We start from the raw sequence: 13,913 nt of genomic DNA, 5'->3' as shown, positions 1-13,913 counted from the left end.
CGGCACTTCGAGGCACTTCGAGCTGCTGCCTTGGCACACGCCGGTGCGTGTCGGGGTGCGCGGTAGCATAGTCCGCGATGGTCATCCTGCTGTTTGTTCTCGCACTCGCGGCGCTGCTCGCCGCCGTGGCGCTGTTCGCGTCCGACGCCCGCGAACGCACTGGCGCGGCTGACGCAACCGGCGCAACCGGCGCGGCAGGTGCTGCTGACGCGGCCGGTGAGCCGCACACCAAACCGGCCAAGACCCGGGCCCCCGGGAAGCGGGTGCGCCGCACCTGGGCCCGCGAGCACGGATACACCTTTACTGCCAGCGACGACATGCTGGCCAGCGAGTGGTCCCGCGGCGCAGCTGCCGGGGGTGCGGGCGCGCGCAACGTGGCCACGGGCAGCGCCTACGGGCACGATGCGCACGTGGCGGAGTTGGGGGAGGCCACGGTCATCGCCATGGGCACCGGCGCGGAATCGGACACGGTGGTGGATTTCCGCCGGGAAGGTTTCGCGGCCGAGGGCTCGGACGACTTGGTGCAGCTGGATACGTACAACGGCTTTGTGTGCTTCGCTACTGAGGTGGGGGCGGGCCGAAGGCTCGTCGATAGGCGAGTGCTTACCGCACTCGAACAGATGCCCGCCGCTGTCAACGCCGTGTGGTTCGAAGGCGCGTGGGTGATTGCGCAGCTCAGCCGAGAGGCCGGGCCAGAGGCATGGGATGTCGCACTGGCGCCGCTGGCGTTGCTCGCCGATGCCGCGCGCACCTTGCCTCCGCGCGAGGACACTGCGCTGGTGCTGCCGTACCCCACCCGCGACATCCCCGGCCAGACGGCGCAGCCGCTGCCGGAGCCGGACCATGAGCCGGTGATGCAGCGCCCGGAGGACCCGGTGGAGCTGCCCACCCGCAACACCGGCGGCATGCGCGGCGAGGTGGAAGACCGCGAGTTGGGCGGCGACGACGTTCAGGCCATCGCCGGCGACGAGCGCCGCGTGGTGGACCTCACCCGCGTGCGCCGGATGCAGGGCCCGAGCTCAATCTTCGACGATAAGGAGTGAAAACAATGAAGGAAAAACTCGCTGAACTGGTCAAAGAGCTGGCAGTCGTCCACGGGAAGGTGACGCTTTCTTCCGGCAAAGAGGCGGATTACTACGTGGATCTGCGCCGCGCGACGCTGCACCACGAGGCCAGCCCGCTCATCGGCAAGCTCCTGCGTGAGCTCACCTCGGACCTGGACTTTGACGCGGTGGGCGGCCTGACCCTGGGCGCCGACCCGGTGGCCACCTCCGTCATGCACGCGGAAGGCCGCCCGATCGATGCGTTCGTCGTGCGCAAAGAGGCGAAGAAGCACGGTATGCAGCGCCGCATCGAGGGCCCGTCCATCAAGGGCAAGCGCGTGCTGGTGGTGGAGGACACCACGACTACCGGCAACTCCCCGCTGACCGCCGTCGAAGCCTGCCGCGAGGAAGGCGCCGAGGTGGTCGCCGTGGCCACCGTCGTGGACCGCGCGACCGGTGCCGACCAGGTGCTGCGCGACGCAGGCTTGGAGTACCGCTTCCTCCTCGGACTCGAAGACCTGGGCCTTGCTTAATCGCGCCGCCTCCGGCCAGCCCGGCCCCGATCGCGGCCCCACCGAGTGGAACGAGGGCCGCCACGGTGTCGGCCCCTGGGAAGGGCCGTGGCCCGACGACCCCCGCTTCGACCCTGAGTTCCTGCGCGAGGGCGACCACCGCAACGTGGTGGACGCTTATCGGTATTGGTCGTTGGATGCGGTGGTCGCGGACTTGGATACCCGCCGCCACCCGTTCCACGTCGCCATCGAAAACTTCGAAAACGACATGAACATCGGCACTGTCGTGCGCACCGCCAACGCCTTTTTGGCCAAAGAGGTCCACATCGTGGGCCGGAAGCGCTGGAACCGGCGTGGCGCGATGGTCACGGACCGCTACCAGCACATCCGGCACCACGAGACGGTGGCGGACCTGATCGAGTGGGCGAACGCCGAGGGCATTGCGGTGGTGGCCATCGACAACACCCCCGGCTGCGTGCCGCTGGAGACCGCGCAGTTGCCGCGTGAGTGCGTGCTGTTGTTCGGCCAGGAAGGCCCGGGCGTGACGCAGGCCGCGCAGGAGGCGGCGGTGATGACGTGTTCTATTGCGCAGTTCGGCTCCACCCGCTCCATCAACGCAGGCGTTGCCGCTGGTATCGCGATGCACGCGTGGATTCGCCAGCACGCGGATCTTTCCCAGGCGTGGTAAGCGGCCCGGGCCGAACCTGGTGGCCAGGCCACCGCACAGCCCCGAATCCCGCAAAACATGTGAAACGTTTTTGCTGCCTCTGGCAATATAAGAACGAACCGTTTGACCCCGAGGAGACACCCCGTGCCGGAAACGTGGGCGCACCGCGCCGACCTGGCTGAATCTGCCGTTACTGAACGCCATGCGCAAAAACTCTGGGGCTTGCCCAAAACCAACCTCGCTGTGGTGGCGTGGCCGCCGGGGCCGAAGGACCGCACCTTCTGGCACTGGCACTACTGGTGGCAGGCTCAGTACCTGGACTGCCAGGTGGATGCGGCACTGCGGCGGTCCACCAAAGCCAGGCGCCGGCGCATCGCCGATACGCTGCGCGGCATCCAGCGCCGCAACCGAGGCAAGCTCATGACCAACGTGCACTTTGACGACAAGGCGTGGCTTGCGCTGGCGTGGAACCGCGCGGAACAGCTGGACGGCATCCGGCGCAACCGCCACTTGGATGATCTGGAGTTCGACCTGCTGGCAGGCATCGACCCGGTCACCGGTGTGCTGCCGTGGCGCACCGGCGAGACGTTCTATAACGTGCCGTCGAACGCCACTGCTGCGTTGCTGTTCGCCCGCACCGGCAGGTTGGACAAGGCGCGCGAGATTGTGGACTGGATCTTCGACAACCTGGTGCGAGAGGACGGCCTGCTCGACGACGGTATTCGCATGCGCATGAGCGGCCCGGAGGTCGTGGACAAGATCTACACCTACAACCAGGGCACCGCGCTCGGGGCGAGCCTGGAAATTGCGCTGGCGCTGCGCGAGGACGTCGGCCTTGCGCACGACGAGCAGATCGATTCCTTCGTCTATTCCGAGCGCGCGGACGCGTCGATGTTCTACATCACCCACATCCGCGCGATCGTGCAGGCTGTGGCGTTGAACTTGGCTACCCCGCAGGGCGTGCTGCTCAGCCCGCCGGAAGAATCCGGTGAGGGCGACGGTGGCTTGTTCAAGGGCATTCTCGCCCGTTACTTGGCGGAGGTGGCGTTGCGCTTGCCGGAGGATTCTAAGGAAAACGTGGCCACGCGCAAGATTGCCGCTCGCCTGGTCATGCAGTCTGCGGAGTCGTTGTGGTCGCACCGTCTGGAGGTTGACGGTCTGCCGGTGTTCGCCGCGGAGTGGACCCAGGACGCGAAGTTGCCGCACAACTACGGGCTCGGGCCGTCGTCGATTAGCGAGGCGGTCGGTCTCGTGCGCATCGACGAGCGCGATCTGTCGGTCCAACTGTCCGGCTGGATGCTGCTGGAGGCGGCCGCGCGGGTGGCTGCAGCGCAGGCGTAAAACGGGCATACTGGGTGCGTAACTAGAACCCGTTAGCAGGAGGATCCTCATGCCTATCGCAACCCCCGAGGTCTACAACCAGATGCTGGATACCGCCAAGAAGGGCGGCTTCGCATTCCCGGCGATCAACTGCACGTCGTCGGAGACCATCAACGCCGCTATCAAGGGTTTTGCGGAAGCGGAGTCTGACGGCATCATCCAGTTCTCCCTCGGCGGTGCGGAGTTCGCGTCCGGCCAGGGCGTGAAGAACAAGGTTGTGGGCGCGAAGGCGCTGGCAGCGTTCGCGCACGAGGTGGCGGAGCACTACGACGTCAACATCGCGCTGCACACGGACCACTGCCAGAAGGAAGTGCTCGACGAGTATGTGCGCCCGCTCATCGCCATCTCCCAGGAGCGCGTGAATGCGGGCGAGCTACCGCTGTTCCAGTCCCACATGTGGGACGGCTCCGCGGTGCCGATCGACGAGAACTTGGAGATCGCCCAGGAGCTGCTGGCCAAGGCTCACGCAGCGAACATCATCCTCGAGGTGGAGATCGGTGTCGTCGGCGGCGAGGAGGACGGCGTTGAGGCGAAGGCTGGCGCGAACCTCTACACCAACGAGGCGGATTTTGAGAAGACCGTGGATGCCCTGGGCACCGGCGAGAACGGCCGCTACCTGCTGGCTGCCACCTTCGGCAACGTGCACGGCGTGTACAAGCCGGGCAATGTGAAGCTGCGCCCGGAGGTGCTGGACATGGGCCAGAAGGTCGCCGCCCGCAAGCTCGGCCTCGATGAGGGTGCCCAGCCGTTCGACTTCGTCTTCCACGGCGGCTCCGGCTCCGAGAAGGAGAAGATCGAGGAGGCGCTGCGCTACGGCGTGATCAAGATGAACGTGGACACCGATACCCAGTACGCGTTCACCCGCCCTGTCGCCGCGCACATGTTCTCCAACTACGACGGCGTGCTCAAGATCGACGGCGAGGTGGGCAACAAGAAGACCTACGACCCGCGTTCCTACCTGAAGAAGGCGGAGAACTCCATGGCTGAGCGCGTCATCGAGGCGTGCCAGGACCTGCACTCCGTGGGCAAGTCTGTGGCGAAGTAAGCGCTTTTTGCTTAGCGACGAACCTCCGGTCACCCCGGAGGTTCTTTTTTGTTGCCGCATATTCCTGCACACCATGCCGGGGTGCGGCCGCTGCTGGCTGACCACAGCCATCAGACCTCTGCCCACCGCACGAGCCACGGCCTAGACTGTCAAACCATGGCGAAACAGAGGATGAGCACGCGGGAGCGCCTCCAGCTGGTGGATAAATCGGTGCAGGCACGGTTCAAGCGGGTGCGAAAACGCCTGCTGCCGATTATCCAGATTGGCCTCGCTTCCGGTCTGGCCTACTTTTTAGCCCGCGATCTGGCGGGGCACCCGCGCCCGTTCTTCGCGCCGATCAGCGTGGTCATCATCATCGGCATGACCGGAGGCGACCGCATTTCCAAGTCGGTGGACATGGCGCTGGGCTGTGTCCTCGGTGTGCTAGTGGGAGACCTCATCTTTTACCGGCTGGGCGACGGTGGCTGGCAGATCGCGGTCATTGTCGCCGGCTCGTTGCTGATCGCGTCGTTTTTCTCCAGCTCGCTGTTGGTGAATAACCAGGCGGCCATCGGCGCGATTCTGATTGCCACGATCATGCCGCCGGGGGCGGAGGTGACGGGTATAGACCGCACGGTCGACGCGCTGATTGGTTGTGCGGTTGCCATGGTCACCATCGCGCTGATTCCGCAGGCGCCGATGCAGTCTGCGCGCGCGGAGGTGTCCAAGGTGATGGGCATTATGAGTTCGGTGCTCGACGATGTCTCCGAGGGGCTGCGCGGCAACAATCCGGTTGTCATCGAGGAGGCTCTCGAGCTCATTCGCGGCTCGCAGACCGGCATCGACGATCTCGCTGCGGCGATCAAGTCCGGCGAGGAGGCGTCGCGCGTCTCCCCGTTCCTCTGGGGCACGCGCCGCTACATCAATTCGCTCGCCCGCGTGATTCCGCCGGTGGATAATGCGGTGCGCACCACTCGCGTGCTGGCGCGTCGTGCGGGTGTGCTTGCATACGACAACGATTCCGCCACCAAAGCCCAGATCGAGATCCTGGATACGCTTTCCCAGGTCTGCCTGGAGCTTTCGGAGGTCTACGACGTCAACTCCCGCGTTGCCCAGGCCACCGTGATCCCGCATTGCGTTAATGAGCTTCGCGGTGTTGCTCAGCAGGCCAGCATGGATGTCATCCCTGAAAACGGTGTCTTGTCCGCGTACGCGATCCTTGCGCAGACGCGTTCGCTGATTGTGGACCTGCTCATGGTCTGCGGGATGTCCAACGAGTCGGCATTGGCAGCTCTGGCTCCCACGTCGCAGACACCCAAGGTCGAGCCGGAGTCCTTCGACTTCGACTAGTCGCCGGGAGGCAGCCCGCACAGCAAAAACCCCGGTTGGGAGGAATCCCAACCGGGGTTTTAAGTTCAGCGACTAGCAGGGGCTAGCGCGGTGCTGTTTAGCGCTGGTCGTCGCGCAGGTCGTCGCGCAGGTCGCCCTCGACGACGCCGTCGGTCTCGAAGCGCTCCTTGCGGACCTCCTCGGAAACACGCTCGGTGTCGCGGACGGTGTCCTTCTCCAGGGAGACCTTCTCCACCGGGACGGACTCCTTGGCAACGTTGACCTGCTCCTCGTGCAGGGTGACGGATGCTTCCTGCTCGCCGATGTTGCCGTCGTAGTTAGCGCGGTCTGCATCGGTGATCGGCTCGCGCACAACGCGGACCTCTTCGCGCTCAACCGGAACCTCAACGGTCTCGGTCTCGTTCACGACGTACTTGCGCAGGCGAACCTGGCCGGACTCGACGCGGTCCTTGGAGACGTTGAGCTGCTCCTCGGAGCGGATGAGCTCGTCGTTGTTGGTGACGTCGCGGCGGTCGTTGTCGACAAGGTCGCGGCGCTCGGTGTCGGCGACATCGCGACGCTCGGTCTCAACCTCGCGCTCGCCGGCAGCGTAACCAGCGCCAGCGCCAGCAGCGGCACCGGTGCCAGCAGCGCCAGCCTGAGCGAAGCGGTTGTCGGTCTCGTAGGTGGTCACGTCCTTGGTGCCCTCGAGGCCGTAGTGACGGTAGAACGCCTCCTGGTCCTCGGTGGTGAGGTGGCCGTTCTCGTCCAGATCCGGAGCGTCCTCGATGCGCTCCTTCGGGAATGCGAGGTGCAGCTCGCCGTCGCGCAGGGTGTGGCCGCGCAGCGGAACGATGGAGTCGCCGCCACCGAAGAGGCCGTGGTTGACGGAGACGAAGTCCGGCTGGCCGGTGGTGTCGTTGACGTAAACGTCCTTGACGCCGCCGACCTTGTCGCCGTCGACGTCGTATGCGGTCGCGTTTGCCAGGTCCTCGATGCGGTTGAAGTCAGCCATGATTTCTCCTTAAAGGTTTTGGCTAGTAAATTTATTGCTTTGCCCGCATTCCCGTTGCCGGTCGTTGCGGGAACGAATTCGAATGTAGGGAAGCCCCGGGGGCCGTGCTTGAACGACCGTTCAAATTTGAGTTGTCGAACTGATGTGCGAGCGACAAACTCAGAGTTTTCAGGTAGCCATCCTTTTGGCTGGCTGACGTGGGCGGATGTCTGTCAGCGCCTCGCAAAGCGTAAAAAACTACAACACTTTCAAATACCGGCGAGGTAACAAAACGCTAACCAAACGCCACAGAATTCCCACTGTGAGATAAATCACATTAGGTGGTTTAGGCTTCGCGCACGCTTTGGATGTCGCGCAGATGCCGGTAGAAGGTGACCCGTTTGACGGGGCGGGGGCGCAGAATGCCGTCGATAAGCACAGCAATTTCCTCGCCCCCGGACTGCAGCGCACGACCTGCGAGAACCCGCGAGGCGTCGGTGCGGCGGACGGGGACTCGCCGCAGGAAGCGGCGCGTTGGTACGAGCGGGCTGGTGTAGGGCACCGCCACGAGTCCGGGCGCGTCCACGGTGGGGACAAGCCGGGCGCCGTATTCGTTTCCTCCGACCAGTACCTCCGAGTCCACCACGATCTCGCCGGTGTAGCGCGAAGATCCGTCGCCGGTGAAAAGTTCGGCTGAGCCGGCGACCACCTCTCCAAAATCCGTGCGGATGCACGGCATCGGACGCACAGCCCCTTCCACGGCCAACCCCTCATCGCCCGCACCCCACACCAGTGCCGCGGGCGACTCGCGGTTTACGGGCACGTAGCCGACCTCCATCCACATCGCATCCGCGCGCATAAGGCGGGTAAGGACCAGGCCGAGCGCCCTGTCATCTCCCGACACCACCACCCGGACGGGCTCTGCGGGGCGCTGCGGCGCAAACGCGGGCTCGCCCAGATGAGATACGGACGGGCTGGACTGAATCTCCTCCAACGACGGAGTCGGATCCTCCGGCAGTACCTGGCGTGCAATATCAACCAAAAAGCTCAAGTCGCGCTGGGCGGGGCGCTCGGGAAGGTCGAAACGCTCGGCGCCCGGGATGACAGTTGCGCTGCCGCACGCGCAGTGGATGAGCCGCATGGCGCTCACGCTACAATATGGCCGTTAATACGCCATATATAAGGAGTATGCGATGTCCGCCATCATCATCGTGGGTGCCCAGTGGGGCGACGAGGGCAAAGGTAAGGCAACCGACATCCTCGGCGGGAAGGTCGATTACGTAGTCAAACCCAACGGCGGCAACAACGCGGGCCACACCGTTGTGGTGGGCGGGGAGAAGTACGAGCTGAAGCTCCTGCCCGCCGGCGTGCTCAGCGAGAACGCCACGCCGATTCTGGGTAACGGCGTGGTGGTCAACCTTGAGGCGCTGTTCGAGGAGATCGACGGGCTGGAGGCCCGCGGCGCCAACGCTTCGCGCCTGCGTGTCTCTGCCAACGCGCACCTGGTGGCTCCGTACCACCAGCAGCTGGACCGTGTGCAGGAGCGCTTCCTGGGCAAGCGCGCCATCGGCACCACCGGCCGCGGCATCGGCCCGACCTACGCCGACAAGGTCGCGCGCGTGGGGCTGCGTGTCCAGGATGTCTTTGACGAGTCCATCCTGCGCCAGAAGATCGAGTCCGCCCTCGACGTGAAAAACCAGATGCTGGTGAAGATGTACAACCGCCGCGCCATCTCTGTGGAAGAGACCATGGACTACTTCGGCCGCTACGCCGAGCGGCTCGAGCCCATGGTGATCGACGCGGAGCGTGTGCTCAACAACGCTCTTGACGAGGGCAAGCACGTGCTCATGGAGGGCGGCCAGGCCACCATGCTCGACGTCGACCACGGCACCTACCCGTTTGTCACGTCCTCCAACCCGACCGCCGGCGGCGCGTGCGTGGGTTCCGGTATCGGCCCGACCCGCATTACGGGCTGCCTGGGCATTATCAAGGCGTACACCACTCGCGTGGGTGCGGGCCCGTTCCCGACGGAGCTGTTTGATAAGTGGGGCGAGTTCCTTCAGGTCACCGGCGGCGAGGTGGGTGTGAACACCGGGCGCGTGCGCCGTACCGGCTGGTACGACAGTGTGATCGCGCGCTACGCCTCCCGCGTCAACGGTTTCACCGACTTGTTCCTGACCAAGCTGGACGTGCTCACCGGCATCGGCGAGATTCCCATCTGCGTGGCCTACGACGTGGACGGCAAGCGCTTCGACGAGATGCCGCTGACCCAGACCGATTTCCACCACGCGGAGCCGATCTACGAAACCATGCCGGCGTGGGACGAGGACATTACGGAGTGCCGGGAGTTTGAAGACCTGCCGCAGAAGGCGCAGGACTATGTGCTTCGCCTTGAGGAGCTCTCCGGGGCGCCCATCTCCTACATCGGCATCGGCCCCGGCCGCGACCAGACCATCGTGCGCAACGACGTGATGGAGCGCTAAGAAGCCCCTGCTTATCGACGAAAGCTTCGCGTTTAAGTTGTCCGGATTGATAGTGATTCCGGGGCCTGACGTGATCAGCCGCTTTTAGTGGCTGATGCTGATTTGAATGTCGGCCAGGCGAACCGTCAGCTGGTGCAGTCACCCACTGACAGCTCCGTTCTTCCAAGGCGGACGTTAAGGTTTCCAAGCAAGCCTTAGCCCGACCCCAGCTGCCTGATCTGCAGCGCACCGTGCCCCCGCATCCCGGAAAAGGGAAGCGAGGGCATTTTGGGGCCGACGATCTGTGCACGTCACCCCCTTGCATTCCAGCGCGTACAAGCAACTGTGGGATAATCAGTGACCATGACTGTTCCGCACTCTGCAGAGCACCCCTCCGAGCACTCCGCTGAGGACACGGGCGCTATCCCCACCGTCCCCGTCGCGCCTGCTGCCAGCGAGGAACCGATGGAAATGCCGCGCCGTGCGCTGATTTTGGGTGAGTCCCCGATGGCACTTGACCTGGAGCAGGCGTACAAGCGCCTGGGGTTTGACACCCGGGTCGGGGCGGCGAGCATCGCGGAGGTGTTCTACCCGGGGATCATCGTCACCTCGGGCGACGCGGAGGACACGATCGAGACAGTCCAGGAGATCTCGGAGCGCGTCGGCGCGGTGGTGGCGCCGTCGGTGGACGCGTGCCGCCACACCGCGGACCGGATGGCGGTGCGCAAGCAGGCCAACGAGGAACTGGGGCTTCCCACCCTGGACTACGAGTACGTCTCAACCCCGCAGGAGATGCACGACGCGGTGGAGCGCATTGGCTATCCGTGTGTGGTCAAAGCTCCCACGTCCAAGGACGGCGAGGGGTTTAGCTTCGTGCAGAGCGACGCGGATCTTGCCGACGCATGGCGCGCCGCCGATCGCGGCCTAGGCCAGGGCGCAGTAGTGGAGCGCTTCATCGACTTCGACTTTGAAGTCACCATCCTCGCGGCGCGCTCGATTGACCCGAGCACGGGCGAGTTGGCCACGTGGTTCTGCGAGCCGATTGGAACCCGGCACCGGGAAGGGCGGCTCGTCGAAAGTTGGCAGCCCGCGCCGCTGCCTGAGGCGGCGATGGATAACGCCCGCTCGATCGCGGCGCGCATCACCGGCGCGCTGGCCAGCTGCGGCATCTTCTCGGTGGAGATGTTCGTTTCTGGCGATGATGTTTATTTCTCGCAGGTCACCCCGCGTCCGAGCCGCGACGGCCTGGTCACCTTTGTCACCCAGCGCATCAACCAGTTCGACCTGCAGGCGCGCGCCACGCAGCGCTTGCCTATTGATTCGACGCTGATCAGCCCTGGCGCGGTGCGCTTTTTGGAGGGGCACCCGTCGCAGGCCGCGCTCGCTGCGGCCATGGCGGTCGAGGAAGTCACGGTGCGAATGCTTGGCGACGGCACGCTGGTCCTCGCCACCGCCGATTCCGCGGCCGAGGCGCGTCAACGCACGGACGAAGCTGTCAGGGCGATCAACCAGATCGATAACGCATCGGCCGAGAAATAGATCACATCATTTGATTCGGCCGGGTGCCATCTCCGTCGGTAAACTGGTGCATGTTTGCCCACGACGAAAGGTGATGCCATGTCTCAACGCCAATCTTTGCTGGTAACCCTCGCCAACCGCACCTTCGATGGTCTGGACCTGCAGCAGCTTGCCAGCCGTCTGGAACTGCCCCTGGTGCGACTTTCGGGTGACAGCGTGGCCGAAGTCTTCAACTCCGAGCAGATTGCCGATGCGCCCGCGCTGTACGCGGGCACCGGCGACTACAACTTCGATGCCCAGCTCGCCGCGGCACTCGGTGCGCCGGTGGTGCTCGTTGCCGGCGACGAGATGGCAGCCAACCTTGCTCAGGCGCGGATGCAGGAGTTGGGGGCGACCGTGGCGTCGATAAGCAATGGTGATCTGGGGGACGTCGAAGTGGGGGAGGCGAACGCCCGGCAGGTGATGAGCCCCGTGGTCTTCGAACGTCAGCTCATTGAGCAGGCCAAGGCCAACCGCAAGCACGTGGTGCTGCCGGAGGGCGAGGATGACCGCATTTTGCAGGCCGCGGACCAGCTGCTGAAGCAGGGCGTGGCGGAGCTGACCATCCTCGGCGACGTGGACGACATGAACCGCCGCGCGCAGGAGCTCGGCCTGGACCTGAGCGGCGCGAACCTGGTCAACCACCTCGAGTCCGAGTTGGCCGAGGAGTTCGCCGCCGAGTTTGCGGAGCTGCGCAAAAAGAAGGGCGTGACCATTGAGCAGGCGCGCAAGACCATGAAGGACGTCTCCTACTTCGGCACCATGATGGTGCACAAGGGGCTGGCAGACGGCATGGTCTCCGGTGCGGCGCACACCACCGCGCACACGATTAAGCCGTCCTTCCAGATCATCAAGACCGCACCGGGTGCTTCCGTCGTGTCCTCCGTCTTCCTCATGGTCATGCAGGACCGTCTCTGGGCGTTCGGCGACTGTGCCGTGAACCCGAACCCGACCGCGGAGCAGATCGGTGAGATCGCCGCTGTGTCCGCCAAGACGGCTGCGCAGTTCGGCATCGACCCGAAGGTGGCCATCTTGTCCTACTCCACCGGCACCTCCGGCACTGGTCCGGACGTGGACCGCGCGGTTGAGGCCACCGCCAAGGCGAAGGAACTCGCTCCGGACGTCGCCATCGACGGTCCGCTGCAGTTCGATGCTGCGTGCGACCCGGGCGTGGGCAAGAAGAAGGCCCCGGACTCCCCGGTTGCGGGCCAGGCCAACGTGTTCATCTTCCCGGACCTGGAGGCCGGCAATGCGGGCTACAAGATCGCCCAGCGCACCGGCGGTGCCCTCGCCGTGGGCCCGGTCTTGCAGGGCCTGAACAAGCCGGTCAACGACCTGTCTCGCGGCGCAACCGTGCCGGACATTGTCAACACCGTGGCTATCACGGCGATTCAGGCGGGAGCGAAGTAAATGTCCTACGTACTCGTTATCAACTCCGGATCCTCCTCCATCAAGTTCCAGATCGTGGACCCGGCCTCCAACGCCTCCGACGACCCGTTCGTCTCCGGCCTGGTGGAGCAGATCGGCGAGCCGCAGGGGCGTATCACCATCAAGCACGACGGCAACAAGTACGTCGTGCAGAAGGCGGTGCCCACCCATGGTGCGGGCTTGCAGGAAACATTCAAGCTTCTCGACGCCAAAGGTATCGGCCCCACCCAGTTGGACATCGTGGCAGCTGGCCACCGCGTGGTGCACGGCGGCATGGTCTTCTCCGAGCCAGAACTGATCCTGGACCCGGTGGTGGACCAGATCCGCGACCTAATCCCGCTGGCGCCCCTGCACAACCCGGCCAACATTGACGGCATTGAGGTTGCCCGAGCGTTGCTGCCGAACATCCCGCACGTTGCCGTGTTCGACACCGGCTTCTTCCGCGACCTGCCTCCGGCAGCCGCGCTGTACGCCATCAATGCGGATGTTGCGGAGCAGAACTTGATTCGCCGCTACGGCTTCCACGGCACCTCCCACGAGTTTGTCTCTTCCCAGGTTCCGGAGCTGATTGGCCGCGACCCGAACCACACCCGCCAGATTGTGCTGCACTTGGGCAACGGTGCCTCCGCTTCCGCCGTGGCCAACGGACGCCCGATTGACACCTCCATGGGCCTGACCCCGCTGGCTGGTCTGGTCATGGGCACCCGCTCTGGCGACATTGATCCGGGCATCATCTTCCACCTGGTGCGCCAGGGCGGCATGTCCATCGATGAGATTGACAACCTGCTCAACCGCCAGTCCGGTGTGAAGGGTTTGTCCGGCGTCAACGACTTCCGCGAGCTTCGCGCCATGATCGAGGATGAAAACGAGAACGCTTGGCTGGCGTACATGGTGTACCTGAACCAGCTGCGCCGCTTTATCGGCTCGTACATGATCGCGCTTGGGCGTGTGGACGCGATTACGTTCACCGCTGGCGTGGGCGAGAACGACCAGCACGTGCGTATGGACGCCCTGGACAATTTGAAGATGTACGGCATCGAGGTGGATCCGGAAAAGAATGCGCTGCCTAACGACGGCCCAAGGATCATCTCCACCGATGACTCCACCGTGAAGGTACTTGTCGTTCCCACTAACGAGGAGCTCGCAATTGCGCAGAAGGCGGCCGCCGTCGCCGCCCGTGTGGGGTAGCTAGGAGCGGAAAACCACTACTGCGACGGCAGTATTTGCATCCCGGGAACCAGGTAGATCCTGGTTCCCGGGATTACTTTTTGGCGACGTGTGGCAAACCCGTCAGGGTTGTTCGCCGTTGTGAAATATCACTTATTCTCCAGCGTTTTCCTGCCTGCTTGCGCTTCGAGCGGTGTGCAGATATTCGAAAGAGAAAACCAAGACGCTCCAATTAACGAAATTGTGTTGTTTTTACGGGGTGGGGCGCAGTACATTTACTGGAAGACAACCGTATTTTTGCTGATGGTTTCGTCGGCGATGAATCAAAGATTCAGAAAAGGGGTCTTGCA

Annotated in this window: 12 protein-coding genes; 10 read left to right on the top strand and 2 right to left on the bottom strand. The window is 64.3% G+C overall.

Translation table 11 applies throughout. From position 1 onward, the window contains the following. Positions 1–77: 77 nt before the first annotated feature. The 6 genes from CFOUR_RS09890 (at position 78) to CFOUR_RS09865 (ending at position 5,976) form a co-directional block, all read left to right on the top strand. Positions 78–1,043 (top strand): TtfA family protein, encoded by a 966-nt coding sequence (locus CFOUR_RS09890; RefSeq protein WP_085957200.1) that lies wholly within the window; start codon positions 78–80, stop codon positions 1,041–1,043. A 5-nt stretch (positions 1,044–1,048) separates the two neighbouring features. After that, entirely contained in the window at positions 1,049–1,576 is a 528-nt protein-coding gene (gene pyrE, locus CFOUR_RS09885; RefSeq protein WP_085957201.1) for an orotate phosphoribosyltransferase, read from the top strand. Beyond that, entirely contained in the window at positions 1,569–2,243 is a 675-nt protein-coding gene (locus CFOUR_RS09880; protein ID WP_085957202.1) for a TrmH family RNA methyltransferase, read from the top strand. The genes pyrE and CFOUR_RS09880 overlap by 8 nt, the downstream gene beginning before the upstream one ends. Before the next feature lie 123 nt (positions 2,244–2,366). Continuing rightward, positions 2,367–3,563 (top strand): glycoside hydrolase family 76 protein, encoded by a 1,197-nt coding sequence (locus CFOUR_RS09875; protein WP_085957203.1) that lies wholly within the window; start codon positions 2,367–2,369, stop codon positions 3,561–3,563. A gap of 49 nt (positions 3,564–3,612) precedes the next feature. Further along, positions 3,613–4,647 (top strand): class II fructose-bisphosphate aldolase, encoded by a 1,035-nt coding sequence (gene fbaA / locus CFOUR_RS09870; protein ID WP_085957204.1) that lies wholly within the window; start codon positions 3,613–3,615, stop codon positions 4,645–4,647. A gap of 156 nt (positions 4,648–4,803) precedes the next feature. Then, complete coding sequence (locus tag CFOUR_RS09865; protein ID WP_085957205.1) at positions 4,804–5,976, top strand: FUSC family protein; 1,173 nt, start codon at positions 4,804–4,806, stop codon at positions 5,974–5,976. A 97-nt stretch (positions 5,977–6,073) separates the two neighbouring features. Here the strand turns inward: CFOUR_RS09865 and CFOUR_RS09860 are convergent, their stop codons facing one another. Together CFOUR_RS09860 and CFOUR_RS09855 are read right to left on the bottom strand one after the other, a co-directional pair. Next, entirely contained in the window at positions 6,074–6,970 is an 897-nt protein-coding gene (locus tag CFOUR_RS09860; RefSeq protein WP_085957206.1) for a PRC and DUF2382 domain-containing protein, read from the bottom strand. 325 nt (positions 6,971–7,295) lie between these two features. Continuing rightward, entirely contained in the window at positions 7,296–8,090 is a 795-nt protein-coding gene (locus CFOUR_RS09855; RefSeq protein WP_085957207.1) for a hypothetical protein, read from the bottom strand. Positions 8,091–8,142: 52 nt separating this feature from the next. Here CFOUR_RS09855 and CFOUR_RS09850 point away from each other — a divergent pair, with 52 nt between their 5' ends. The 4 genes from CFOUR_RS09850 (at position 8,143) to CFOUR_RS09835 (ending at position 13,584) form a co-directional block, all read left to right on the top strand. Beyond that, positions 8,143–9,432, top strand: a complete 1,290-nt coding sequence (locus CFOUR_RS09850) for an adenylosuccinate synthase (protein ID WP_085957208.1) — start codon at positions 8,143–8,145, stop codon at positions 9,430–9,432. Between the two features lie 342 nt (positions 9,433–9,774). Further along, positions 9,775–10,950: an ATP-grasp domain-containing protein gene (locus tag CFOUR_RS09845; RefSeq protein WP_230471771.1), complete on the top strand. Its 1,176-nt coding sequence runs from the start codon at positions 9,775–9,777 to the stop codon at positions 10,948–10,950. A gap of 78 nt (positions 10,951–11,028) precedes the next feature. Continuing rightward, entirely contained in the window at positions 11,029–12,378 is a 1,350-nt protein-coding gene (gene pta, locus CFOUR_RS09840) for a phosphate acetyltransferase (protein WP_085957209.1), read from the top strand. After that, the gene (locus tag CFOUR_RS09835; RefSeq protein ID WP_085957210.1) at positions 12,379–13,584 is read left to right on the top strand and encodes an acetate kinase; all 1,206 of its coding nucleotides are present in this window, start codon (positions 12,379–12,381) and stop codon (positions 13,582–13,584) included. Positions 13,585–13,913 lie beyond the last annotated feature (329 nt).

This window comes from Corynebacterium fournieri, assembly GCF_030408775.1.
Taxonomy (GTDB): Bacteria; Actinomycetota; Actinomycetes; order Mycobacteriales; family Mycobacteriaceae; genus Corynebacterium; species Corynebacterium fournieri.
Note: the sequence above shows the minus strand (reverse complement) of the source record. Positions and strands in the feature narration are given on the sequence as shown.